Annotated in this window: 23 protein-coding genes and 1 pseudogene; 17 read left to right on the plus strand and 7 right to left on the minus strand. The window is 62.6% G+C overall.

Features of this window, described 5'->3' with window-relative positions:
- Window position 1 precedes the first annotated feature (1 nt).
- Window positions 2-1285, minus strand: a complete 1284-nt coding sequence (gene ftsY, locus DHB74_RS06085; protein WP_036991952.1) for a signal recognition particle-docking protein FtsY — start codon at window positions 1283-1285, stop codon at window positions 2-4.
- Window positions 1286-1387: 102 nt separating this feature from the next.
- On the opposite strand from ftsY, the gene DHB74_RS06090 reads away from it, so the two are divergent.
- From DHB74_RS06090 to ggt, 6 genes are all read left to right on the plus strand, one after another.
- Window positions 1388-2752 (plus strand): M16 family metallopeptidase, encoded by a 1365-nt coding sequence (locus tag DHB74_RS06090; protein WP_036991951.1) that lies wholly within the window; start codon window positions 1388-1390, stop codon window positions 2750-2752.
- A complete protein-coding gene (locus DHB74_RS06095; RefSeq protein ID WP_499161005.1) occupies window positions 2752-4323 on the plus strand; it encodes a M16 family metallopeptidase in 1572 nt (523 codons plus the stop codon). Before DHB74_RS06090 ends, DHB74_RS06095 begins: the two co-directional genes overlap by 1 nt.
- Entirely contained in the window at window positions 4320-4895 is a 576-nt protein-coding gene (rsmD, locus tag DHB74_RS06100; RefSeq protein ID WP_074781331.1) for a 16S rRNA (guanine(966)-N(2))-methyltransferase RsmD, read from the plus strand. The genes DHB74_RS06095 and rsmD overlap by 4 nt, the downstream gene beginning before the upstream one ends.
- A gap of 257 nt (window positions 4896-5152) precedes the next feature.
- A complete protein-coding gene (gene coaD, locus DHB74_RS06105; protein WP_036991947.1) occupies window positions 5153-5632 on the plus strand; it encodes a pantetheine-phosphate adenylyltransferase in 480 nt (159 codons plus the stop codon).
- A 24-nt stretch (window positions 5633-5656) separates the two neighbouring features.
- Window positions 5657-5908, plus strand: coding sequence for a YfhL family 4Fe-4S dicluster ferredoxin (locus tag DHB74_RS06110; protein ID WP_074781330.1), 252 nt, complete (start codon window positions 5657-5659; stop codon window positions 5906-5908).
- A complete protein-coding gene (gene ggt, locus DHB74_RS06115) occupies window positions 5905-7599 on the plus strand; it encodes a gamma-glutamyltransferase (protein WP_499161006.1) in 1695 nt (564 codons plus the stop codon). The genes DHB74_RS06110 and ggt overlap by 4 nt, the downstream gene beginning before the upstream one ends.
- Before the next feature lie 63 nt (window positions 7600-7662).
- Here the strand turns inward: ggt and DHB74_RS06120 are convergent, their stop codons facing one another.
- The 4 genes from DHB74_RS06120 to DHB74_RS06135 all read right to left on the minus strand — a co-directional run bounded on the left by DHB74_RS06120 (window position 7663) and on the right by DHB74_RS06135 (window position 10741).
- Window positions 7663-7941: a hypothetical protein gene (locus tag DHB74_RS06120; RefSeq protein ID WP_407920294.1), complete on the minus strand. Its 279-nt coding sequence runs from the start codon at window positions 7939-7941 to the stop codon at window positions 7663-7665.
- Between the two features lie 214 nt (window positions 7942-8155).
- A complete protein-coding gene (gene mutM / locus DHB74_RS06125; protein ID WP_036991939.1) occupies window positions 8156-8968 on the minus strand; it encodes a bifunctional DNA-formamidopyrimidine glycosylase/DNA-(apurinic or apyrimidinic site) lyase in 813 nt (270 codons plus the stop codon).
- Window positions 8969-8972: 4 nt separating this feature from the next.
- Window positions 8973-10316: a hypothetical protein gene (locus DHB74_RS06130; protein ID WP_499161007.1), complete on the minus strand. Its 1344-nt coding sequence runs from the start codon at window positions 10314-10316 to the stop codon at window positions 8973-8975.
- The gene (locus DHB74_RS06135; RefSeq protein WP_074781328.1) at window positions 10313-10741 is read right to left on the minus strand and encodes a PaaI family thioesterase; all 429 of its coding nucleotides are present in this window, start codon (window positions 10739-10741) and stop codon (window positions 10313-10315) included. The genes DHB74_RS06130 and DHB74_RS06135 overlap by 4 nt, the downstream gene beginning before the upstream one ends.
- Window positions 10742-10962: 221 nt before the next feature.
- Between DHB74_RS06135 and DHB74_RS06140 the strand changes: the two genes are divergently transcribed.
- The 6 genes and pseudogenes from DHB74_RS06140 to DHB74_RS06165 all read left to right on the plus strand — a co-directional run bounded on the left by DHB74_RS06140 (window position 10963) and on the right by DHB74_RS06165 (window position 15871).
- Window positions 10963-12477: a 3-hydroxyacyl-CoA dehydrogenase gene (locus tag DHB74_RS06140; protein WP_499161008.1), complete on the plus strand. Its 1515-nt coding sequence runs from the start codon at window positions 10963-10965 to the stop codon at window positions 12475-12477.
- A 4-nt stretch (window positions 12478-12481) separates the two neighbouring features.
- Window positions 12482-13681 carry a 3-oxoadipyl-CoA thiolase gene (locus DHB74_RS06145; RefSeq protein WP_499161009.1) on the plus strand — a complete coding sequence of 400 codons (1200 nt, stop codon included), beginning with the start codon at window positions 12482-12484 and terminating at the stop codon, window positions 13679-13681.
- 139 nt (window positions 13682-13820) lie between these two features.
- Window positions 13821-14117 carry a hypothetical protein gene (locus DHB74_RS06150; RefSeq protein WP_074781326.1) on the plus strand — a complete coding sequence of 99 codons (297 nt, stop codon included), beginning with the start codon at window positions 13821-13823 and terminating at the stop codon, window positions 14115-14117.
- 39 nt (window positions 14118-14156) lie between these two features.
- On the plus strand, window positions 14157-14639 hold the full coding sequence (locus DHB74_RS06155; protein ID WP_036991927.1) for a YbhB/YbcL family Raf kinase inhibitor-like protein: 483 nt from the start codon (window positions 14157-14159) through the stop codon (window positions 14637-14639).
- A gap of 117 nt (window positions 14640-14756) precedes the next feature.
- A pseudogene (locus DHB74_RS06160) lies at window positions 14757-14873 on the plus strand (DUF4442 domain-containing protein); the annotation flags it as partial.
- 188 nt (window positions 14874-15061) lie between these two features.
- Entirely contained in the window at window positions 15062-15871 is an 810-nt protein-coding gene (locus DHB74_RS06165) for an acyl-CoA thioesterase (protein ID WP_499161010.1), read from the plus strand.
- A gap of 160 nt (window positions 15872-16031) precedes the next feature.
- Here DHB74_RS06165 and DHB74_RS06170 read toward each other — a convergent pair whose 3' ends face one another.
- Together DHB74_RS06170 and DHB74_RS06175 are read right to left on the minus strand one after the other, a co-directional pair.
- The gene (locus DHB74_RS06170) at window positions 16032-16700 is read right to left on the minus strand and encodes a crotonase/enoyl-CoA hydratase family protein (RefSeq protein ID WP_499161011.1); all 669 of its coding nucleotides are present in this window, start codon (window positions 16698-16700) and stop codon (window positions 16032-16034) included.
- On the minus strand, window positions 16697-18331 hold the full coding sequence (locus DHB74_RS06175) for an AMP-binding protein (protein ID WP_074781324.1): 1635 nt from the start codon (window positions 18329-18331) through the stop codon (window positions 16697-16699). The genes DHB74_RS06170 and DHB74_RS06175 overlap by 4 nt, the downstream gene beginning before the upstream one ends.
- Window positions 18332-18552: 221 nt before the next feature.
- Between DHB74_RS06175 and DHB74_RS06180 the strand changes: the two genes are divergently transcribed.
- The 5 genes from DHB74_RS06180 to DHB74_RS06200 form a co-directional block, all read left to right on the plus strand.
- A complete protein-coding gene (locus DHB74_RS06180) occupies window positions 18553-19338 on the plus strand; it encodes an IclR family transcriptional regulator (RefSeq protein WP_036991920.1) in 786 nt (261 codons plus the stop codon).
- 138 nt (window positions 19339-19476) lie between these two features.
- Window positions 19477-21570, plus strand: a complete 2094-nt coding sequence (locus DHB74_RS06185; protein WP_036991918.1) for a 3-hydroxyacyl-CoA dehydrogenase NAD-binding domain-containing protein — start codon at window positions 19477-19479, stop codon at window positions 21568-21570.
- A 57-nt stretch (window positions 21571-21627) separates the two neighbouring features.
- On the plus strand, window positions 21628-22824 hold the full coding sequence (locus tag DHB74_RS06190; protein WP_036991917.1) for an acyl-CoA dehydrogenase family protein: 1197 nt from the start codon (window positions 21628-21630) through the stop codon (window positions 22822-22824).
- Between the two features lie 12 nt (window positions 22825-22836).
- Window positions 22837-23970, plus strand: a complete 1134-nt coding sequence (locus DHB74_RS06195; RefSeq protein ID WP_136868654.1) for an acyl-CoA dehydrogenase family protein — start codon at window positions 22837-22839, stop codon at window positions 23968-23970.
- A 171-nt stretch (window positions 23971-24141) separates the two neighbouring features.
- Window positions 24142-24739: electron transfer flavoprotein subunit beta/FixA family protein (locus DHB74_RS06200; RefSeq protein ID WP_499161012.1), on the plus strand; the 598-nt coding region annotated here is incomplete at its 3' end.

The raw sequence follows: 24739 nt of genomic DNA on the forward strand, positions 1-24739 counted from the left end.
ATTATTCGCGCCCAAACAGAGCCTTGACGAATTCCGGCGCGGTGAACGGCCGCAGATCATCGATCTGCTCGCCGACACCGATAAAGCGGATCGGCAGGCCGAACTGCTTGGCCAGGGCGAAGATCACCCCGCCCTTGGCGGTTCCATCAAGCTTGGTTAGTGCCAGCCCGGTCAGACCGACCGCCTGATCGAACAGCTTGGTCTGGCTGATGGCGTTCTGGCCGGTACCGGCATCCAGCACCAGCAGCACTTCATGGGGCGCCTCGGCATCGAGCTTGGCCAGCACGCGCTTGACCTTCTTCAGCTCGTCCATGAGGTTGTCCTTGTTGTGCAGCCGTCCGGCGGTATCGGCGATCAACACATCCACACCGCGGGATTTGGCCGCCTGCAGCGCATCGAACACCACCGATGCGGAATCGGCGCCCGTGTGCTGGGCAACCACCGGAATATTGTTGCGCTCGCCCCATACCTGCAACTGCTCGACGGCCGCCGCGCGGAAAGTATCACCGGCGGCCAGCATCACCTGTTTGCCTTCGCCCTGCAGACGCTTGGCCAGCTTGCCGATGGTGGTGGTCTTGCCCACACCGTTGACGCCCACCACCAGGATCACATAGGGGCGCTTCTCGCTATCGACCACCATTGGCTTGGCGACATGCGCCAGCAGGCCTTCCAGTTCATTCTGCAACGCCTTGTACAGCGCGTTGCGATTGGACAGTTCGCGGCGGCGAACCCGTTGCTGCAGCGACTCCATGATCAGGGTGGTCGCCTCGATGCCGACATCGGCCATCAGCAGACGGGTTTCCATCTCCTCCAGCAGTTCGTCATCGATTTCCTTTTCGCCAAGAAACAGGTTGGCCATGCCCTCGCCGAGGTTGGCGCTGGTCTTCGACAGGCCGGCGCGCATGCGGGCGAAGAAGCCCTTGGGCTCCTGGGGCTGCGGCGCGGGCGCGGCGTCGGCCGGCTGTTCGGCAAGGCCGGAAAACAGCTCGGCTGCAGCCTCACGGGCAGCCTGATCGTGGCTGGGGGCCGGCGCAGCAGCGGGTGCGCTGGGCTCCGTTGCTGGGGTCGGCGCGGTGACCGGCTCGACTTCCGCTGCGGCAATCACCGGCTCGACTTCGGCGGCCGGAGTATCAACCGGCGTCTGCTGCGGCGGGGCAACTGGCGCGGCCGGCTCGTCGCCCTTGCGCCGCATCCAGCCGAACAGGCCTTTCTTGCCGCCCTTGCCGTTATCGCCGCTTTCGGGGCCCTGTTCAGGGTGTTCTGGCTTGTCTTTGGAACCAAACATTGATGATCACTATCTGAGTCTGGCGCCGGCACTTGGCCTGCGCATTGAAGGTTGGGTTATCCTACCCCACTTCCGTCATAGGCGGTAATCACAGGACATCACATGCACATGGCGCGATCCACACTGCTGCTTACCCTTTTCCTGCTGCTCTGCGGCCTGACCGGAGGGCTCCAGGCCACCGAGACCCGGCAACCCACCCACGAATTCAGTCTGGACAACGGCCTCAAGGTCATCGTTCGGGAAGATCACCGCGCCCCTGTGGTGGTCTCGCAGCTATGGTACCGGGTCGGCAGCAGCTACGAGCCGCCCGGGCGCACGGGTATGTCCCACGCCCTGGAGCACATGATGTTCAAGGGCAGCGAGCGCTTGGCTCCGGGCCAGGCCTCGCGCCTGCTGAGCAGCCTCGGCGCCCAGGAGAATGCCTTTACCGGTCGCGATTACACCGCCTATTACCAGATCCTCAGTCGTGACCAGCTGGCCATCGCCCTGGAACTGGAAGCCGAGCGCATGCACGGTCTGACCCTGCCGGAAGACGAGTTCCTGCGCGAGATGGAAGTCATCAAGGAAGAACGCCGCCTGCGCGTCGACGACAACCCCAACAGCCTGGCCTATGAACGCTTCCTGACCCAGGCCTACATGGCCAGCCCCTATGCCCAACCGGTGATCGGCTGGATGCACGACCTGGATCGCCTCACCGTGGACGATCTGCGCGCGTGGTACCGCCAGCACTATCAGCCCAGCAACGCCATTCTGGTAATCGTCGGCGACGTGCAGGTGGATGAGGTGCGCGAACTCGCCGAGCGCTATTTCGGCCCGCTGGCCGATGCGCCCACGACCCCGCCGAAACCGCCGCTGGAGTTGCCCGGCGGCAGCGAGCGCAGCCTCACCCTGCACCTGCCGGTGCAGATGCCCAGCCTGCTGCTCGGCTTCAACGTGCCCGGCCTGAGCACCGCCGAGCACACCTGGGAAGCGCACGCCCTGCGGCTGCTCGAAGCAGTTCTCGATGGCGGCTACAGCGCCCGCCTGCCCAGCCACCTGGAGCGCGACCAGGCCATCGCCACCTCGGCCTCGGCCAGCTATGACGGCTTCGTCCGCGGCGATACGCTATTTCTGCTATCGGGGCTGCCCAACCAGTCCCGCGACGTTGACCTCGAACAACTGGAGCAGGCGCTCTGGCAGCAGATCGATGAACTCAAGCAGACGCCACCCAGCCAGGAAGAGCTGAACCGGGTGCAGGCGCAGATGACAGCCGAATTGGTGTACGCCCAGGACAGCATCAGTCATCAAGCCAACCAGATCGGCATGCTGGAAAGTATCGGCCTGCCCTGGACGCTGCTGGATGAAGATATCGCTGCCCTGGAAGCCATTACCCCCGAACAGATCAGCGAAGTGGCGCGGCGTTATCTGGTGCCCGAACGCCTGACCCGCGCCCATATCCTGCCTGTTGCCACCGAGGAGAAGCGCTGATGGCTGCTGATACCCACAACCGCCGCCCGCTGGTCCTGCTGTTGCTGGCCATCCTGGCGGCCATCGTGCTGAGCTTTCTCCTGCTGCGCGACGACGCCCCGCAGACGCCTCCCGCTACGCCCGAGGAAGCCACCGCACAGCCGGTCGACCCGGCGCAGATCGAGGCCGAGCCTGATACCGTGGTCGCCGAGCTGCTGCCGGAGCTGCACTCGCTGCAGCAGGTTGACCTTGACCAGCCACCGGCGCGCCGCAATCTCGATCTGCAGCACTGGACCACCGAGCAGGGCACCCGGGTGTACTTCATGCAGGCTGAAGAGCTGCCCATGCTCGACATGCAACTGCTGTTCGCCGCTGGCGCCAGTCGCGACAGCGGCCTGCCCGGGCTGGCGACCATGACCAATGCCATGCTCAACGAAGGCACCGGCGACATGGACGCCGGCAGCATCGCCGCCGGCTTCGAACGCCTCGGCGCGCAGTTCTCCAATAGCTCACACCGGGACATGGCCCTGACCGGCCTGCGCACCCTGACCGCCACCGACAAGCTCGATCCGGCGCTGGCCCTGTTTGCCGAGGTGATCGCCCGCCCCAGTTTCCCGCAGGATGCCTTCGAGCGTTTGCGCAATCAGCTCCTGGCCAGTCTGCAGTTCCGCCTGCAACGTCCGGCGGCACTGGCCAGCGAAGCCTTCTGGACCGACCTGTATCCGGACCATCCCTACGGCAGCCTGCCCGAAGGCCAGGCCGACAGCCTGCAGAGCATGACGCCGGAGTCCCTGCGCCAGTTCCATAGCCAGTACTACACCGCGGGCAACGCGGTCATCGCCCTGGTCGGCGATATCAACCGCGAACGCGCCGAACGCCTGGCCCAACGCCTGGCCGACGCCCTGCCCCAGGGCCCTGCCGCGCCGGTCATTGCTGAGCCCGAGCCAATCGCTTCCAGCCATCGTCATATCGACTTCAACGGCCAGCAGACCCATATCCTGGTCGGCCAGCACGGCATCAGCCGTCATGACCCCGATTACGCCGCGCTCTATGTCGGCAACCAGATTCTGGGCGGCTCGGGCTTCGGCTCCCGGCTGATGCAGGAGATCCGCGAAAGCCGCGGGCTGTCCTATTCGGTGAGCAGCCGGCTGATCCCGATGCAGGCCACCGGCCCAGTCATGGTCAGCATGCAGACCCGTGCCGATCAGGTCGACCTGGCGCTGGAGGTCATCCACCAGAGCCTCGATGCTTTCATCAGCGAAGGTCCGACCGAAGCCGAATTGACCCGTACCAAACGGCAGATCAATGGCGAATTCCCGCTGAGTACCGCCAACAACGCCTCGATCGTCGCCCAGCTCGGCATGATTGGCTTCTATGAACTGCCGCTCAATCACCTGCAGCTGTTCCTCGATCAGGTGCAGGCGCTGACCACCGAAGACATTCGCGCCGCCTTCGCTCGGCATTTCGATCCCGAGCAGCGACTGGTGATCACCGTCGGACCGGCCATGGTCATCCAGGAAACAGCACCTGCGGAGCCGGAAACCGCCGAGCCTGAAGCTGAAACCCATAACGCCCCGGAGCCAGAGCTATGAAACAGCCCAAGGCCCGCGAAGGTCAACTGCGCATCATTGCTGGAGAGTGGCGCAGCCGACGTTTCAGTTTCACCGAACAACCGGGCTTGCGCCCCACCCCCGACCGGGTGCGTGAAACCCTGTTCAACTGGCTGAGCATGCACATCGAAGGCAGCCGCTGCCTCGACCTGTTCGCCGGCAGCGGCGCACTGACGCTGGAAGCGCTGTCCCGTGGCGCCGCCCACGCCCTGGCTTGCGACATGAGTCGTGACGTGGTCACCACCTTGCGCGGTCATCTACAGACCCTGCAGTGCGATCGCGGTGAAGTGCGCCAGCAGGATGCCCTGACGCTGGTCGCCGGCGCGGCCGAATCGCCCTTCGATCTGGTCTTCCTCGATCCGCCATTTCACCAGGACCTGCTCATCCCCGCCTGCACCGCCCTGGAAACCAACGGCTGGCTGGCGCCCGATGCGCTTATCTACACCGAAAGTGAAACCGCCCCCGGCCGCCTGCCCTTTCCGGCAAACTGGCATCTGCATCGGGAGAAGAAAGCCGGACAGGTGTGGTACAGCCTGTGGCAGCGCGAGGGGTAAAACCGTCCCACCTGGTGCGGCAAGTCAGCTAGCGCTGACGTTGCAGATGGGACTGACCGGCAGGGTTGAAACGACCCTGTGTCGCCAAGGATGGCGACACGGAGCTTACATGGACGTACTTGCAACGCGTCGTCACAGCCCGGCCGGTCAGTCTCATCATGCACGGAGCACCAGCATCTCGGGCATTCTCGATTTGGCCGCAACCGGGTCATTACGCTACCATCGCCCCTCCGGAACCCACAGGCAGGATAAAGCCAATGAATACTGTTCTCTATCCCGGCACGTTTGACCCCATCACCATGGGCCATACCGACCTGGTCGGCCGCGCCTCCAAGCTGTTCGATCGAGTGGTGGTGGCGGTAGCCGCGAGCCCGAAGAAGAACCCGGCCTTCTCGCTCGAACAACGAGTGGAATTGGCCCGCGAAGTGCTCAAGGATCTTCCCAACGTAGAAGTGGTGGGGTTTTCCACGCTGCTGGCGCACTTTGCCCGTGATATCGGCGCCAATGTCCTGCTGCGCGGCCTGCGTGCGGTTTCCGATTTCGAGTACGAATTCCAACTGGCCAACATGAACCGTCAGCTGGCACCCGAGGTAGAAAGTCTGTTCCTTACGCCCTCGGAGAAGTATTCTTATATCTCGTCCACCCTGGTGCGGGAAATTGCTTCCCTGGGCGGCGATGTCACCAAATTCGTTCATCCGGTAGTACATGAAGCCCTGCTCAAACGCTTCAACGGCTGAACCGAGCGCTTCGCGGAGTAGCCGATGGCCCTGATCATTACCGACGACTGCATCAATTGCGACGTCTGCGAACCCGAGTGCCCCAACGGGGCCATCTCTCAGGGCGAGGAAATCTATGTCATCGACCCCGGTCTGTGCACCGAATGCGTCGGCCATTTCGACGAGCCCCAGTGCCAGCAGGTCTGCCCGGTCGACTGCATCCCCCTTGACCCCAACCGGGTCGAAAGCAAAGAGCAACTGATGGAAAAATATCAGCTGCTCACCAGCGCCGAATGACCCTGCTGCGATCCTTGCTGGTCCTGCCGCTGCTGCTCAGCCTTGCGGTTCAGGCTGCACCTGCACCCGACCAGCAAGCAGTAGCCAGCGCCCACCCGACCGCTACCGAAGCCGGTCACCGGATTCTCGACCAGGGCGGCAACGCCTTCGATGCCGCCATCGCTGTGGCCGCCACGCTGGCGGTGGTCGAGCCCTACGGTTCCGGTATCGGTGGCGGCGGCTTCTTCCTCCTGCGCGAGGCCAGCGAGACCGGGCCCCGCTATCAATTTCTCGATGCCCGGGAAACCGCGCCCCAGACTGCCAACCGCGATATGTACCTGGATCAGGAAAATGATCGCCAGTTGCAGCGGGTAATCAATGGACCGCTGGCCGCAGGGATTCCCGGTTTGCCCGCAGCCTTGGTCCATCTGGCCGAGCGCTATGGCCAATTGACGCTGGAACAGAGTCTGGCGCCAGCGATTGCCGCCGCCGAGCAGGGCTTCGCTCCCGGCCCGAGCTACCGGCAGTTGGCCGGTTTCCGGCTGAAGGCCATGCAACAGGATGCCGAAACCGCCCGCATCTTCCTGCAGGATAATGACATTCCCACTGCCGACGCCCTGATCCGCCAACCCGAGCTGGCAGCCACCCTGCGCGCCCTGGCGTCGCAGGGCCATGCCGGTTTCTATAGTGGGCCAGTGGCCGAGCGGTTGATTGCCGGCGTGCAAGCCGCCGGCGGTATCTGGCAACAGACCGATCTGGATAGCTACCGGGTCATCGAGCGCCAGCCCGTTCGCTTTACCAGTCGCGGTTTCGAGGTAGTCAGCGCACCGCTACCCTCGGCCGGCGGCATCACCCTGGCCGGCATTCTGCAAGGCCTCGACCATCTGCCCGCCGCCACGCCCGGCTCCGTTCAATGGACCCACAATCTGGTCGAATTGATGCGCCGCACCTATCGCGACCGCGCCCTGCTGCTGGGTGACAGCGATTTTGTCAGCGTACCGACCGAGCGGCTGCTGTCACCGGCACATGCCCGCCAACTGGCAACCGGCATCGATCCCGAGCGCGCCACGCCTAGTCTCGAGCTGGGTGAGCCCAAGGGCATTCAGGAAGGCACCAACACCACCCACTTCTCGCTGATCGACCGTCAGGGCAATGCGGTGGCCGCGACCCTGAGCGTCAACCTGCCCTTCGGCGCAGCCTTCACGGTGCCGGGCACCGGCGTGCTCTTGAATAACGAGATGGATGACTTTGCCGCCGACCCGGACGGCAGCAATAGCTACGGGCTGGCCGGCAGCGAGGCCAATGCCATCGCCCCGGGCAAGCGCCCACTGTCGAGCATGACCCCGACCATGCTGGAAAATGCGGACCAACTGGCGGTACTCGGCACCCCCGGCGGCAGTCGCATCATCAGCATGGTAATGCTCGGCACGCTGCAGGCGATGGATGGCCGGCCAGTGCAGGAATGGGTCAGCCGCCCGCGCTTCCATCATCAGTATCTGCCGGACCATATCCAGGTCGAGGACAACACCTTCACTGTTGAGCAGCAGAAAGCGCTGGAAGCCATGGGCCACAGCATCAAGCCGGTCGGTCGAGACTATGGCGACATGCAGGCGCTGTTGTGGGACAAGCGCCGCAACGAGATCAGCGCCGCCAGCGATCCCCGCGGCGAAGGCGAAGCCAGCGTGTGTTGTAGCCTACCCGTCACGCCTTGAAGATTATCTGCACGTGGCACCTGGTGGCCTCGCGACCAGCATTGCCCCGAGGCGAGTGCCTCGTTAGAGGCTCTCATCCTGCTGTTTGCGGCCATAGCCGCTCTTGGTGCAACCCAGGCAACGCATGAAGGTTTCCTTGCCGGGACGCACCACCAGTTCCTGCCCCGCTTCGGCGGTGTTACCGGCCAGGGCGGTGAACGGCAGGCTGATGACGAAGGCTGCGGCCCCGACCGCCGTGATGGCGGCCCCGATCGGCCGGGCGATGATCAGATCACCGACCATGGCGAAGATGCCGGGGTTCTCGACGTGTTCCTGGTAGCCATAATTGGCTTCGGTGGCCATGACATTGCCGGCAAGTAGCAGACCGGCGAGCAGAGCGGTGGTGTGACGTAACAGGCGCATGATAGTAATCCCTGGTTTGTGGCCCGATAGGCGTTCAAGTCGTGGTGCGGCCCCCTTCCCGGGAACCTGCAACCGACTTCATTGTAGGCATATTCGCGCTGTTGCGGAATGCGGCCGTTGAAATTTGCCAACCCGGTCGGCAAAACGGCCCTGCTCAGCTCTGACAGCGTCGGCAGAACACCGTGCTGCGCTGGCCCAGCCGACACTCCGACAAGGTCGTGCCGCAGACCTTGCACAGCTGCCCGGCGCGCCCGTAGACGAACAGTTCCTGTTTGAAATAGCCCGGCTTGCCATCGCCGCCGATGAAATCGCGCAGCGTGGTGCCGCCACTCTCGATGGCCCGCGCCAGCACTTTCTTGATCTCCTCGGCCAGCGCCTGATAGCGGGCACGGCTGATACGCCCGGCCTCGCGGCGCGGGTCGATGCCAGCGGCGAACAGCGCCTCGGTAGCGTAGATATTGCCCACTCCCACGACCACCGCGTTATCCATGATGAACGGCTTGACCGCCATGCTGCGCTTACGCGACAACTCATACAACCGCTCACCATCGAACTCAGCTGACAGCGGCTCGGGGCCGAGGCGAGCGAGCAAGGGATGGACTTCACCGGCGCGCTGCCAGAGCATGGCGCCAAAGCGACGCGGGTCGGTGTAGCGCAGCGTCAGGCCGGAATCCAGCTCGATATCCACATGCTCATGCTTGAGCACTGGCGTCTCGGCCGGCACCAGCCGCAGGTTGCCGGACATGCCCAGATGACTGATCAGCGTGCCGCCGCCGATGTCCATCAGCAGATACTTGGCGCGCCGGCGCACAGCGGTGAAGGTCTGGTTCTCGACCTGGATCGCCAGATCCTCGGGAATCGGCCAGCGCAGACGTGGGTCCCGGACGATCAGCCGGGTCACGCGGTGGCCCTCCAGATGGGGGGCAATACCGCGGCGGGTGGTTTCGACTTCGGGTAATTCGGGCATGGTGTCAGGATTGCAGCCAATGGACGATGAACAATAACAGCAACAACAGCGGCAATGCACTGATGACGAAGCGGCCATTCCAAACGAACGCCACCCGCAGCGGATTCTCGCCGGTGTAACGCGCCAGGATCAGCGTCGAGGGGCCGAACGGCGAGAAGATCATGGCAATCGAGAAGCCGCACATCAAACCCAATGCCGGGGTCATGATCGGCACGCCCAGCCGTGCCAGCTCGGCCAACAGGCCGACCAGCAGGGATAAGGAGACGATCGGCGCCACCCCAGCCATTGCCAGCAGGATGATGCCGAACAGGCTCCCTACCGCCAGCAGCATATTGTATTTCGGCTCCTGGGCCAGCCAGAGCGCCAGTTCCTCCAGCGGCGCAATCGCCCCCAGCGCCCCGCCCATCAGCGCAGCGCAGCCGAAAATGAACATCTCGTTGTGCATGGTGATCAGATTGTCACTGATCTCACCCAATACTCGCCGTGGCGAGCGTTCGCACCACAACAGATAGCAGGCAATACCCATCGGAATCAGGATCATCGCCGCCTGGGAGGGGGTCAACACTGTCAACCAGGCCAGCACCCCAATGGCAGTCAGCCCAAGCAGACTACCCATCAACAGCGCACCCATGCCCGCGGCGCGACTGCTGTCACCAATATTCTCCCGCAGCTGCAATAGCCCACGGGTCTCCCGACGCCAGCCAACCATCAACAGCAACAATGCCGCTACCAGGCCATAGGGCACCATGGTGGCCCAGGACAGCTGTGGCATTTCCCGTGTGATCATGGCGATGGTCACACTGGTCGGCGCCACCAGCGGTACCAGGGCAAAGCCGCGCAAGGTGGTAACCAGGACCGCACGTAGCCCCTCACGGCGCTGCTCATTACTCAGAGAATATTGCCGCAGGTGCTGATCGAGCGTGCCGCACAACAGGCTCATCATGCCGAAGTTGAGAATCGAGCCGATGCTGCCGGACGTCAGCACGTAGCGCGGATACAGCCAGATCGCCGGCCCGGCCAGCAGCGCCTTGTGCAGCTCGCGCAGGTGTGGCAAGCGTTTGGCCAGCAGCTGCATCAGCCCCAACGCGCCGAGGAAGCTGGCGTAATAGGCACCCGACGACGCCAATCGGCCCCACAGAGCCGGATCGCCTTGCCCCAGCACGGCCACCGCCAGCAGCATGCCGACGGTGAGCAACCCGAGAATCCTTGGATAGGGCAACAGGCGCCGGAAGTGAATGATGAAATAGCCTGCCAGCGCTGCGGCGGCGAACCAGCTCAGTTGCGGCCACTGCCCGGCCAGCGCGATCAGTTCCAGACCGACGCCCAGCGGCAACAGCAGCGCGCTCATGGCAAGTCTCTGCGCAGCGCACCCTTCTTGAATACACCTTCACCAAAGGCCAGCAGGTTATCGTTCGCATCGAGCAGATCACAACTGGCCATGAAGATCTTGTGGCCGGCCTTGCGGCAGGTAGCGACCGCCCGCACCCGCGCACCCTCATCGGCGGTGGCGCTGAAGTTGACGTTCATCGACAGGGTGATAGCCACCCGGCGCTCATCCGGATCGGCCGCATAGGTGCCACACAGCCCCATGGCAATATCCAACAGGCTGGCAGTAATGCCACCATGCAGATTGCTGGCGTTGTTCAGATGTCGCTTTTCGAGGGTCAGGCCTACCACCGCACGGTTGTCGCTGTATTCCAGCAGCTCACCACCCAACTCCTGAAAAAAACCGGTCACCGTACGCTGTACGGTCAGATTCTGGTCTTCACTCATAGATGATCCTGATTGCGAATGTCACGGCAGCGCATCGGCGCGTCTGAAGGTTGAGCAGTATGCCATGGCGCAACCCGGACGTAACCGCTGTGATAGCCGCCTTATATGTGGTCATAACGGCGGCCCGGCTTGCACTCGAGGAGCGCAGGATTTAATCTCATCCCACTTTTAAACGAAATACGGTTCCGCATAGCGGAACAGAGTAACTGAGGAGCCTGAGTATGTTCAACCGGATTGGTGTTATCGGTGCCGGCGCGATGGGCCGTGGTATCGCCCAGCTGCTCGCCAGCAGTGGTCAACAGGTGTTGCTGTACGATACCCGCGCCGAAGCCATCGAAGATGCCCTCAGCTTCAACCGCAACCTGCTGCAGCGCCAGGTCGCCAAGGGCAAGCTCAGCGAGGCGGATTTCGATGCGATCAACACGCGCATGCAGCCCGCCGCGCAACTTGAGCAGCTCAAGGACTGCGACCTGGTCATCGAGGCCATCGTCGAAATCCTCGAAGTGAAGCAGAAACTGTTCACCGACCTGGAAGCCATTGTCAGCGAAGATTGTCTGCTGGCGACCAATACCTCTTCCCTGTCGGTTACCCGTATCGCCGCTGGCTGCCAGCGTCCGGAGCGCGTCGCCGGCTTCCACTTCTTCAACCCCGTGCCGCTGATGAAGATCGTCGAGGTGGTACGCGGATCACGCACTGACGAGCGCTACATCCAGGGGCTGGTCGAGCTGGCGGACAAGGCCGGTCACTTCCCGGCGATCACCCCGGACACCCCCGGCTTCCTGGTCAACCATGCCGGCCGCGCCTTCGGCACCGAAGCGCTGCGCATGCTCAGCGAAGGTGTTGCCACGCCCCAGCAGATCGACCGCATCCTGCGTGACGGCCCGGGCTTTCGCATGGGGCCGTTCGAGCTGTTCGACCTGACCGGGCTGGATGTCTCCCACGCGGTGATGGAGTCGGTGTACGAGCAGTTCTACCATGATCCGCGCTATACACCGTCGTTCATTGCCGGTCAGCGCGTGGCCGCCGGCCTGCTAGGCCGCAAAACCGGTCAGGGCTTCTACCGTTATGAAGACGGGCAGAAGATCGAGCAGGCCGAGCCGGCTGCCGAAACCGTACTGATCAACCGGCCGTTCTGGTTGCAGAGCGATGACCGGGGTCTGCGCAGCCAGGTGGCCGCCGTGCTGCAAACCGCCGGCGCTACGCTGGAAAACGGCGAGCGGCCCTCCGCCGAAGCCATCTGCCTGGTCACCCCGCTGGGCGAAGACTGCACCGCTGCCCTGACCCGCCAGCAACTGCCCGCTGCCCGTACCCTGGCGCTGGACAGCTTCGCCAACTGGGACAAGCGCCGCACTCTGATGCGCCAGCCCGCGGCGGACGCCAATGTGGTTGCCCAGGCCCGTCAGGCACTGGCTGCCGACGGCGTGCCGGTGGAAGTAATCAATGACTCTCCCGGCTTTGTTATCCAGCGGCTGATCGCCAGTGTGGTGAATCTGGGAACCGAGATTGCCCAGAAGGGTATCGCCACCCCCGATACACTGGACCGCGCCATTCAACTCGCCCTGGGCTATCCGCAAGGCCCGCTGGCCTTTGGCGAGCGCTACGGCAAGCAGGCGATTCTGACTGTGCTGAACAATATGCAGGCGGTCTATGGCGAACCGCGCTATCGTCCCAGCCCCTGGCTGCGCCGGCGCGTTCAGCTTGACCTGCCCCTGACCACCCCCGATTTCCAGGAGTAATCCGATGACTGCTTATATCTATGATGGTTTACGTTCCCCCTTCGGTCGCCACGCCGGCGCGCTGGCCCCGGTACGCCCGGACGACCTGCTGGCCGAGGTGATCCGCGCCGTGGTTGCCCGCAACCCCTTCGACGGTCAGGACTACGAAGATGTGGTCATGGGCAATACCAACCAGGCCGGGGAAGATGCCCGTAACCTGGCGCGCCATGCCGGCCTGTTGGCCGGCCTGCCGCAGGAAGTGGCTGGCGTTACCGTAAACCGCCTGTGCGGCTCCGGTCTGGCCGCCATCCTGGATACCGCCCGCGCCGTCAAAGCTGGCGAGGGTGACCTGTTTGTTGCCGGTGGTGCCGAGAGCATGAGCCGTGCGCCCTTCGTCATCGCCAAGAGCGAAAGCCCCTACGCCCGCGAGTTCCGTGCCTTCGACAGCACCATCGGCGCACGCTTTCCCAACCCCAAGGTAGAGAAGCAGTACGGTGATGACACCATGCCGCAGACCGCCGATAACGTCGCCGCCGATCTGGGTATTACCCGCGAAGAAGCCGACACCTACGCCGCTCGCAGCCAGGCCCTGTACGAGAAAGCCCGTGCCGAAGGCTTCTTTGCCGAGGAAATCCACCCCATCGAAGTGCCCCAGGGCCGCAAGAAGCCGAACAAGGTGGTCGATCAGGACGAGCATCCGCGCCCATCCAGCGACATGGCCGCATTGTCCAGCCTGCGCCCGCTGTCCGAGGGCGGCGTGGTCACTGCTGGTAACGCCTCGGGCGTGAACGACGGCGCCGCGGCGCTGATCATCGGCAGCGAAGCCATTGGCCAGAAGCACGGCATCAAGCCCCGCGCCCGTATTCTCGCCGGCGCTGTTTCCGGCGTCGCGCCGCGGGTCATGGGTCTGGGTCCGGTTGAAGCCTGCAAGAAAGCGCTGAGCCGTGCTGGCCTGACACTGGACGACATGGACGTGATCGAAATCAACGAAGCCTTCGCCTCCCAGGTACTGGGCTGCGCCAAACAGCTGGGCATCGCCTTCGATGATCCGCGCCTGAACCCCAACGGCGGCGCCATCGCCGTCGGTCACCCACTGGGCGCCTCCGGTGCGCGTCTTACCCTGACTGCGCTGCGTCAGCTGGAGCGTACCGGCAAGCGTTATGCGCTGGTCAGCCTGTGTATCGGGCTGGGGCAGGGCGTGGCGGCAGTAATCGAGCGGGTGTAAGTTCCGCTGCCCCCTCCCCCTAGCGGGGAGGGGAGCCTGGCGGAAGGGAAGCGTCCGGCATTGAAAACCGGCGCTGGAACTTCTGGCCTTGTCCCGATCTCTGCTATGGTATCGATCCCATCGAACCGGAAGCTTTCCGATGTATGTAAATACCAACCCTTTCGAATGGCTGGGGCAGGCCTTCGGCACCCTGGTCAGGTTGATAGTCGACGGCCTGGCCTGGGTATTCGATATGCTCAGCGGTGCCAGCACCGCCTTCGTCAATGGCTTTTCCCGCGCCCTGGGCATCGATAGCAGTATCCTCAGCATCGCCTTTGTCGTGCTCGGACTCTTTCTCATCTATCTTGGGGTCAGCTCGTTCATCAAGAAACGGATCATTGCCGGTGTGATCTGGCTGCTGCTCGGCCTCTGGTTGCTGAGCACCTTGATCCGCTGATCCGTGATCGCCCACCTCTGCATATAAAAGGAGAACACCATGGGTTTTGCCTTGAATCTCGATCTGCAACTGACCAGCAGCGCCTTCACTGCCGATGGCGCCATTCCCACCCGGCATACCGGTGAAGGGGAAGATATCTCTCCGGCACTGAGCTGGAGCAATGCGCCGGCCGGCACCAAAAGCTTTGCAGTGATCTGCCATGACCCGGACGCACCGCTGGTCTCCGCCAACGGCACCTACGGCTTCGTGCATTGGGTGCTGTACAACATTCCCGGTGAGGTCACCAGCCTGGCCGAAGGCTGTGGGGATTACACCCAGGGGCAGAATAACTTCGGCAAGACTGGCTACGGCGGCCCGATGCCCCCGGAAGGCCATGGTCAGCATAAATACTACTTCTGGGTACTGGCTCTGGATGCCGAGCCGGATCTGTCAGCAGGCCTGGATCTGTGGCAACTACTGGCCAAGGTCGAGCCGCACACCCTGGCGATGAACCGCCTGGTCGGCACCTACCAGCGCGGCTGATCGATTGAGCGGGTGTCCAATGGAGACCCGTTCAGTTGCTGACTGAACGCCAGGCGGCCTCCGCCAGCATTTCCCGATAGACCGTAGGCGGCGTACTGGCTCTGCCTGACAGCCCCCGATGGTAGCGCCGTGGACTGGAGCAGCGCCGGTGACAAGCTGGTATCCGTGACCGTATTTGATGAGCAGGACCAGCAGGTATTCACCGCCCGCATCACCATGAACGTAAAACTGTAATCCGCTGCAGAAGCTGCTCCCACCGGGGAGCAGCTGCCAACCCAAGCTCAGCGCGGCTGGATCGGCATTTACAGGAGCGAAAAGCAGCTCATCTATGACGGCGAATTCATGCCGTCATATCAGCTTGCCGCCCTCTCCCTGCATGCCTAGGATGAGCACTCAGCAAGCCTGCCAATGGATAATCACTAATGAGCAACAACCACGCCTTCGATCAGGCCATTGCCCTGACATCCCGCTCCGACAATCTGTACCAGGGCAAGACCAGCGAAGCCTTCCAGAATATGGTCGGCCCGTTTGGCGGGACCACTGCCGCTACCCTGCTGCAGGCGGTATTGCAACATCCCCAGCGGCTGGGCGATCCGGTCTCCCTGACCGTCAACTTCGCCGGGCCGGTAGGCGATGGCGAATTCGAGGTGGAAGCCACGCCACTGCGCACCAACCGCTCGACCCAACACTGGTTACTGCTGCAGAAACAGAATGGCGAGGTAGTCACCAGTGCCACGGCTTTCTTCGCCATTCGCCGTGACACCCTGACGGAGCAGCAACTGAGCGCTCCACCAGCGCCGGCACCAGCCTCGCTGCAGCGCATGGATATCAGCATTCGTAACTGGTTCAAGCAGTACGATTTCCGCTTTGTGCACGGTATTCCGTTGATGGGTCGCGCAGAAGGACAGCCGCTCGATACCGAATCGCTGTTGTGGGTACGCGACGCGGTGGAACGGCCGCTGGATTTCACTTCGCTGACGGCGATGGGGGATGTGTTCGCCCCGCGCATCTTCCTGTTGCGCAAGAGTTTTACGCCATCAGGTACCGTGTCCATGACGCACTACTTCCATGCCACCAGCGACGAGTTGGAGAAGGTAGGCAGCGGTTTCCTGCTAGGTCGCGCGCAGGCTTCGCGACTGCATAACAACTATGCTGATCAGATCGCCCATTTGTGGTCGGAAGATGGCCTGCTGCTGCTGACCAGCACCCAGTCGGTGTATTTCAAGGAGTGACCTTGATGGGCTGGCTCGCAGTTAGCGTCAGCCCAGGTTGTCGAGCAGGTGCTCGACAACCCGAAAGACGGGCCGCAGCATCACCGTCAGCCGCGGCGCAAAACCTGATTCCCCGGATGTAGCGCACCTGCGCTACGCCTGCCGCCCGGCAACCGAAGGATCAGGACCCCGCCAGCGCCGCTACCACTTCCGCCCTTAATGGCGCATTGAGCAGCAGACGGGTTTCCCGGTAGGCCTGGCGATGCAGCGCCGCCAACTGCCGGGCCTTGTCACGGGCGCGCTCCAGCAGATCACCGCCGGTTGCCAGTTCATCATAAAAACCCGCTCCCAGCGCCTGCTCCGGGTCCAGTGTCTGGGCCTGCAGGGCGCAGCGATTGAGCCAGGTCGGCGCCAGCCGCGCGCGGGCCTGGGGCATGGCGGCATCGGGCATGGTCATGCCGATGGCCACTTCATTCAGACTGATACTGAACGCGCCTGCTGCACCGATGCGATAGTCAGCCAGCAGCAGCATGAACGCTGCCTTGGCCATCGCATGGCCGGTGCTGGCGATGACCACCGGTGCCGGATAATCCAGCAGGGCCAGGGTCAGGCGATCACCGGCGGCGCGCATGGCATCGCAGGCTGGGCCACCGGCGGCGATCAGCTTGCGATCGTAGCCGCCACTGAAACAGCCGGCCCGGCCATAGATAAGCAGCGCAGCATCAGCCTTGGCGGCTTCGGCAATGGCCTCCAGCAGGCTTTCCAGCATCTGCTCGGACAGCGCATTGACCTTGCCATCGTCGAGCGCGATCTCCGCCACGCCATCGGCGATGCTCAGCGACAGGCTCACGCGCTTACCTCTGCTACCTCTGCCCTCGCCTCATCACGCAGTACCCGGCGCAGCAGTTTACCGACAGTGGACTTGGGCAGATCGTCACGGATCTCGACGAAGCTCGGCACCTTGTAGCCGGTCAGCTGTTCGCGGCAATGGGCAACGATATCGGCTTCGGTCAGGTTCTGGTCATGCAGGCTGACATAGAGCTTGATGGCCTCGCCTTTGCGCTCATCAGGAATACCCACCGCTACACACTCGCGGATGCCCGGGTGGCGCATGACCGCGTCCTCGATGTCATTGGGGTAGACGTTGAAACCCGAGACCAGAATCATGTCCTTCTTGCGATCAACCAGCTTGAGGAAACCATCCTCATCGATGACGCCGATATCGCCGGTTTTCAACCAGCCGTCGGCTGTGAAGGTTTCAGCGGTGGCTTCAGGGCGCTGCCAATAGCCTTTCATTACCTGCGGCCCACGCACCAGCAGTTCGCCCGGCTCGCCAGTCGGCAACTCGTTACCTGCGTCGTCGACGATCTTCAGCTGGGTATCGATGATTGCCTGACCGATATAACCTTCCTTATAAGGAGTGGTAGCGGTAGCGGCAATTACCACCGGCGAGGTCTCGGTCATGCCGAAGCCTTCACGGATGACGCTGCCGGTACGCTCGTACCAGCGCTTGGCGACCGCCAGGTTCAGCGGGGCTCCACCGGAGTTGACCCACTTCACCTGGCTGAAATCGATGCTGTCGAATTGCGGGTGAGCCATCAGGGAGACGAACAGGGAGTTGATACCGGTCAGCAGCGTGATGCGGTGGCGCTGCAGATCAGCAATCATATTGTCCAGGTCACGCGGGTTGGTGATCAGCACGCTGTTGAAGCCGGTGAATACCGAGGCCAGGCAGTTCGCCGTGAAGGCGAAGATATGGTACAGCGGCAGCGGTGAGACGCGAACTTCGTTACCGTATTCCAGCTCACCGGGGCTGAGGATGCTGACCGCCTGCAGTACGTTGCACAGCAGATTGTTATGGGTCAGCATGGCGCCCTTGGACACGCCTGTGGTGCCGCCGGTGTACTGCAGCACCGCGAGGTCTTCCAGCCCGCGCTGCGGGTCGACTTCCGGCAGCGCCTTGCCCTTGGTCAATGCCGCCATGAAGCGGGTCACGTCGGCCTCGTCGCTAGCTACCTGGGGGTTGCTCCAATCGTCTACGCTGGTGACAATCAGTCGCTCGATGGCGGTCTCGCCTTGCACAGCCCGCACCAGCGGCACCAGCTTGTCGAGTACCACCACTGCCCGGGCGCCGGAGTCGGTAAACTGATGGCGGGTTTCCGGCACAGTGTACTGGGGGTTGGTGTTGACGATGACCAGACCGGCCTTGAGCGCACCGAAGATGGTGACCACATACTGCAGCAGGTTGGGCAGTTGGATGGCCAGGCGGTCGCCGGGCTGCAATCCGAGTTCATGGCGCAGGTAGCGAGCAAAGCTGTCCGACTTGTCTCGCAACTCCGTGAAACTGACCGAATCCGCACCGCAGGAGAAGGCGGTCTTGTCGCCGTAAACATGACTCGCCTGCTTCAGCAGATCATACAGATTGGTATGACCGAGTTCGGCCAGCCGGCCGGCGACAACGCAGGATTCTGGTGTGGACATCTGAACCTCTTTTTTGGACTATTATTTTGCAGTGCGGAATAGAATACCAAAAGATGCTATTCTATCTGTCGCGGCTGTGCAATCATCGGTACAAATCAAAACAAAATTGCTGTGCAGGACATTTCCGTTGGTTCCGCCCGCATGAAAAGAGTAGCCCGGCATCGTCTGCGCGGCAGCGATCGCTACGCAAGGATGCCCTTCCATCAAGGTATGAATGCTTTATGAATGACGATCAGGCAACACCCAACCCAACCAAGGACCGCAAATTCGTCGAGGCACTCTCACGTGGGCTTGATGTGTTGCGCGCTTTCAGTCAGGGCTCGGTGGTCCTGGGCAACCAGGATATTTCCCGGATCACCGGGCTACCCAAACCCACTGTGTCGCGCATGACCTATACGCTGACCAAGCTCGGCTATCTGGCCTACTCGCCACAGCTGGAGAAGTACCAGTTGGACTCCGGTGTGCTGGCCCTGGGTTATGCCTATGTCTCGAACCTGCGGGTACGCCAGCTGGCCAAGCCCTACCTTGATGAGTTCGCGCGCAACACCAACACCTCCGTGGGCCTGACCTGCCGCGATCGTCTGTCGATGATCTATGTGGAGAATTGCCGTCCCGCCGAAATCACGTCGCTGCGCATGGATGTCGGTGTGCGTCTGCCGCTGGCTACCACCGCCGCCGGTCGCGCCTACCTGGCCGCGATGAAGGAAGAAGAACGCCGGCACGTGATGAGCTCCCTGGCCGAACGCCATCCGGACACCTGGCCGGAGCTCAAACAACAGCTGGAAGAATCCTTCCGCGACTACGAAAAATATGGTTTCTGCCTGTCCCTCGGTGACTGGGATCGCAATGTGAATGCCGCTGGCGTGGCCCTGCATCTGCAGGACGGTACGCTGATGGCATTGACCTGCGGTGCACCGACCTACCTGGTGTCCGAAGAGAAAGTGAAGAACCAGTTGGCGCACCAGCTGGCGATCCTCGCCCGGGATATTGAACGCCTCGGCGTATAACCATCAATGCGCCTTATGTCGCACCATTTTCCAACGGGCATCGACAACGCTCTGCAAGTTTTGTATTTTGCCATGCGAAACATGGTTTCATTATTCCGCACAATGAAACGCATCTGATCGACTCACAGGAGATTCATCATGTCGGACGTGGTCACACTGGAGCGGCAAGGCGCCGTTGCCGTTGTCAGAGTCAACAATCCGCCGGTCAACGCTCTGGGCGTGGCAGTGCGTCAGGGGCTGGAGAACAGCTTCAAGGCCGCTGAGGCCGACCCTGAGGTCAAGGCCATCGTACTGGTCTGTGAAGGCAACACCTTCATCGCCGGCGCCGACATCAAGGAATTCGGCAAGCCGCCACAGTCGCCCAGCCTGCCTGACGTGGTCAATGGCATCGAGGCCGGCAGCAAGCCGAGCGTCGCCGTGATCCATGGCACCGCCCTGGGTGGTGGTCTGGAAGTGGCGCTGAGCTGCCATTACCGCATCGCTCGCAAGGACGCCAAGGTCGGCCTGCCGGAAGTCAAACTGGGCCTGCTGCCCGGCGCCGGCGGCACCCAGCGTCTGCCCCGCGTGGTAGGTGTCGAGAAGGCTCTGGACATGATCGTCAGCGGCGCGCCGATCAGCGCTACCGAAGCCAATCAGCTGGGTGTGGTCGATGAAGTGTTCGACGGCGAGCTGCTGGCCGCAGGCCTGGCCTTTGCCAACAAGCTGATCGCCGATGGCAAGGGTCCGCGCCGCACCGGCGAGCGCACCGACAAGCTGGAAGGCGTCGACAATGCGGCGCTGGTCGCTGCCAAGCGCGCCGAGCTGGAAAAGAAAGCGCCTGGCCTGTTCTCCCCGCAGCGCTGCGTCTCCGCCGTCGAAGCCGCCTTTACCCTGCCGCTGACCGAAGGTCTCAAGCGTGAGCGCGAGCTGTTCGCTGAATGCCTGGTCTCCCCGCAGCGTGCTGCGCTGGTGCATGCATTCTTCACCGAGCGTCTGGCCTCCAAGGTTGACGGCCTGCCGAAGGACACCCCGGTGCGTGAGTTCAACTCCGCCGCGGTAATCGGTGGCGGCACCATGGGTGTCGGCATCGCCATGTGCTTCGCCAATGCCGGTATCCCGGTGAAAATTCTGGAAATCAGCGAAGACGCTCGGGACAAGGCGATCCAGCGTGCTCGCGATACCTACGGCATGAGCGTCAAGCGCGGCAGCCTGACTGAAGCGGCGCTGGAAAAGCGCATGACCCTGATCAGCGGCGTGACCGACTATGCCGACCTGGCTGATGTGGACGTGGTGGTCGAGGCGGTATTCGAGGAAATGGGCGTCAAGCAGAAGGTCTTCGAAGCCCTGGATGCCAACTGCAAGCCCGGCGCCATTCTGGCCAGCAACACCTCCTCACTGGATCTGAACCAGGTCGCCCAGTTCACCAAGCGCCCCGAAGATGTCGTCGGCCTGCACTTCTTCAGCCCGGCCAACGTCATGCGCCTGCTGGAAGTGGTGCGCGGCGAGAAGACCAGCGACGAAGTGCTGGCCACCGCCATGGCGATTGGCAAGAAGCTGAAGAAAGTGGCCGTGCCCGTGGGCGTGTGCGACGGCTTCGTCGGCAACCGCATGGTATTCCAGTACGGTCGCGAATCCGAGTTCCTGCTCGAAGAAGGCGCCACACCAGAACAGGTGGACGCTGCGCTCCGTAAATTCGGCATGGCCATGGGCGCGTTCGCCATGCGCGACCTGTCCGGTCTGGATATCGGTCTGGCCATCCGTACCCGTCAGCGCCAGACCCTGCCCGCCGAATTCAAGCTGCCAACCATCCTCGACAAGATGGCCGAGGCTGGCATGCTCGGCCAGAAGACCGGCAAGGGCTTCTATGTCTATGAGAAGGGTTCGCGTACCCCGCTGCCGAACCCCGAGCTGCCGGCCATTCTGGCCGCCGCTTCCAAAGAGCAGGGCGTCGAGCGTCGCGAGCTGTCCGATGACTACATCATCGAGCGCACCATGTACGCCTTGATCAACGAAGGGGCGAAGATCCTGGAAGAAGGTGTTGCCCAGCGCGCCAGCGATATCGACGTCATCTACATCAACGGCTACGGCTTCCCGGCGCATCAGGGCGGCCCCATGTTCTATGCTGACGCCGTCGGTCTGGATCGTGTCTATGCTCGCATCTGCGAATTCCACGAGCAGCTCGGCGCCTGGTGGAAGCCAGCGCCGCTGCTGGAAAAATTGGCCAAAGAAGGTCGCAAGTTCGCCGATCTCTGAGACTTTTCTGCGGGCACCCGACGGGTGTCCGCAGCTGAATAACAACGAGGACCCAACATGGAAATCCATTACACAGCTGAACAAATCGCCTTCCGTGATGAAGTGCGTGCATTCCTCAAGCAGGAGCTGCCAGCCGATATCTCCCGCAAGGTAAAGCTCGGCAAGCACCTGACCAAGGCTGACCACGAGCGCTGGCAGCAGATCCTGTCCCGCAAGGGCTGGTACGCACCAGGCTGGCCGGTCGAGCACGGCGGCACCGACTGGGGCCCGGTAGAGAAACACATCTTTGATGAAGAAACCTCTGCCGCCGGCGCGCCGCGCACCATTCCCTTCGGCGTCGCCATGGTCGCTCCGGTGATCATCAAGTTCGGTACCGAAGCACAGAAGCAGCAGTACCTGCCACGCATCCTGTCCGGTGAGGACTGGTGGTGCCAGGGCTACTCCGAGCCAGGCGCCGGTTCCGACCTCGCCTCGCTGAAGACCCGCGCCGTGCGCGATGGCGACCACTACGTCGTCAACGGTCAGAAGACCTGGACCACTCTGGGCCAGCACGCCAACATGATCTTCTGTCTGGTGCGTACCGACCCGGAAGCCCAGCAGCAGCGCGGCATCTCCTTCCTGCTGATCGACATGGCGACCCCGGGTATCACCGTGCGCCCGATCATCACTCTGGACGGCGACCATGAAGTCAACGAAGTGTTCTTCGATGACGTACGCGTACCGGTGGAAAACCTGGTCGGTGAAGAGAACAAGGGCTGGACCTGCGCCAAGTACCTGCTGACCCACGAGCGTACCGGCCTGGCCGGCATCGGCGCCTCCAAGGCGGCCTTGAGCCACCTGAAGAAGATTGCCGCCAAACAGGAAAAGGGCGGCAAGTCGCTGCTTGAAGACACCCTGTTCCGTGCGCAGATCGCTGAAGTGGAAATGTCGCTGATGGCGGCTGAAGTGAGTACCCTGCGCATCGTCGCCGCTGCCTCCGAAGGCGGTGTACCGGGTGCGGAAAGCTCGATCCTGAAGGTTCAGGGCACCGAGATCCGCCAGGCCATCACGCATCTGATGCGCAAGGCGCTGGGGCCATATGCCCTGCCCTTCCTGCCGGAAGAGCTGGAGCTGGACTACGACGGCGAATTCCTCGTCGACGACTATGCCGCTGCCCCAGCCTCGACCTACTTCAACATGCGCAAACTGTCGATCTTCGGCGGATCCAACGAGATCCAGAAGAACATCGTCTCGAAAATGATTCTCGAACTCTAAGGAGCGCCGATCATGGACTTCAAATTGACCGAAGAGCAGCAGATGCTCCAGGACACCGCGGCCCGTCTGGTTCGCGACGTTTACACCTTTGAAAAGCGCCTCGAGTTCAGCGCCAGCGACGCCGGTTTCAGCACCGAGTTCTGGCAGCAGCTGGGCGAGCTGGGTCTGACCGCTATCCCCTTCGCCGAAGAGCTGGGCGGTTTTGGCGGCGGCGGCGTGGAAACCATGCTGATCATGGAACAGCTGGGCCGCGGTATCTGCCTGGAACCCTACATGGAGTCGGTAGTACTGGCGGGTGGCCTGATCGGCCAGCTGGGCAACGAGCAGCAGAAGGAAGAACTGCTGGGCGCCATCGCCAGCGGCGAACTGCAGGCCAGCGTCGCTCTGGAAGAGCCGAGCAGCCATTACAACCTGTATGACGTGCAGACCACCGCCCGGCAGTCCGGCAGCGAGTGGCTGCTGAGCGGCCGCAAAGGCGTGGTGATCGGCGGCCATACCGCTGGCAAGATCCTGGTCTCGGCCCGTACTGCGGGTGATGTGCGTGATCAGCAGGGCATCAGCCTGTTCATCATCGACCCGAACGCCGAAGGTGTCAGCCGCCGCGTCTACTCTACCGTGGATGGCCGCAAGGGCTGCGAGCTGTTCCTTGATAACGCCAAGGGTGAGCTGCTGGGCACCGCTGGCGATGCCTATGACGCCATTCGTTATCAGAGCGGCCGCGCCATCGCCGCCCTGTGTGGCGAAGCGGTCGGCGCCATGCGTACCGCTTGCGACCTGACCCTGGAATACCTGAAGACCCGCAAGCAGTTCGGCGTGCCGATCGGCAAGTTCCAGGTACTGCAGCACCGCATGGTCGACATGATCAGCGAACTGGAGCGCGGCACCTCCATGGCCATCCTGGCCGCCTGTCTGGCTGACGACAAGGACAGCGAGGAGCGCAGCGCCAAGCTGTCCGCCGCCAAGTTCATCGTCAACCGTGCCGCTCGTTATGTGGCCGAGCAGTGCATCCAGCTGCATGGCGGTATCGCCATGACCTGGGAATATAACGGCGCCCACTACGCCAAGCGTCTGGTCATGATCAGCCACCAGTTCGGTGATGACGATCATCACCTGGAAGCCTACTCCAACCAGCTGGTTGTTGCCTGAGGCAACCTTGAGGCCGGAAAAACAGGAATTTGTCCTGTTTTTCCGGCCAATTCATTTCAATCAGGCGGCCTGGGTACTATCGGACACGAAAACTGCCCGGTATGCTAAGGCCCCTTTTTAATGTCACACGCCCCGACGGGCGTTTCACAGACTTGCGGAGGACTAACGTCCATGAAAATCCTCGTCGCCGTAAAGCGCGTGGTTGACTACAACGTCAAGGTTCGCGTCAAGGCGGACAACAGCGGTGTTGATCTGGCCAACGTCAAGATGTCCATGAACCCCTTCTGCGAAATCGCCGTGGAAGAAGCAGTACGCCTGAAGGAAAAAGGCGTGGCGACCGAAATCGTCGCCGTCACCGTCGGCCCGACTGCTGCCCAGGAGCAGCTGCGTACCGCCCTGGCACTGGGCGCCGACCGCGCCATCCTGGTCGAGTCCGCTGACGAACTGAACTCCCTGGCTATCGCCAAGCTGCTCAAGGCGGTCGTCGACAAGGAACAGCCGCAGCTGGTCATCCTCGGCAAGCAGGCCATCGACTCCGACAACAACCAGACCGGCCAGATGCTGGCTGCGCTGTCCGGCTACGCCCAGGGCACCTTCGCCTCGGCCGTGAATGTCGACGGTGAGCGCGTCAAGGTTACCCGCGAAATCGACGGCGGTCTGCAGACCGTTGACCTGAAACTGCCGGCCATCGTCACCACCGACCTGCGCCTGAACGAGCCGCGCTACGCTTCGCTGCCGAACATCATGAAGGCCAAGAAGAAGCCGCTGG

The sequence above is a fragment of the Pseudomonas sp. G11-1 genome (genome assembly GCF_024031555.1).
GTDB classification, from domain to species: domain Bacteria; phylum Pseudomonadota; class Gammaproteobacteria; order Pseudomonadales; family Pseudomonadaceae; genus Halopseudomonas; species Halopseudomonas bauzanensis.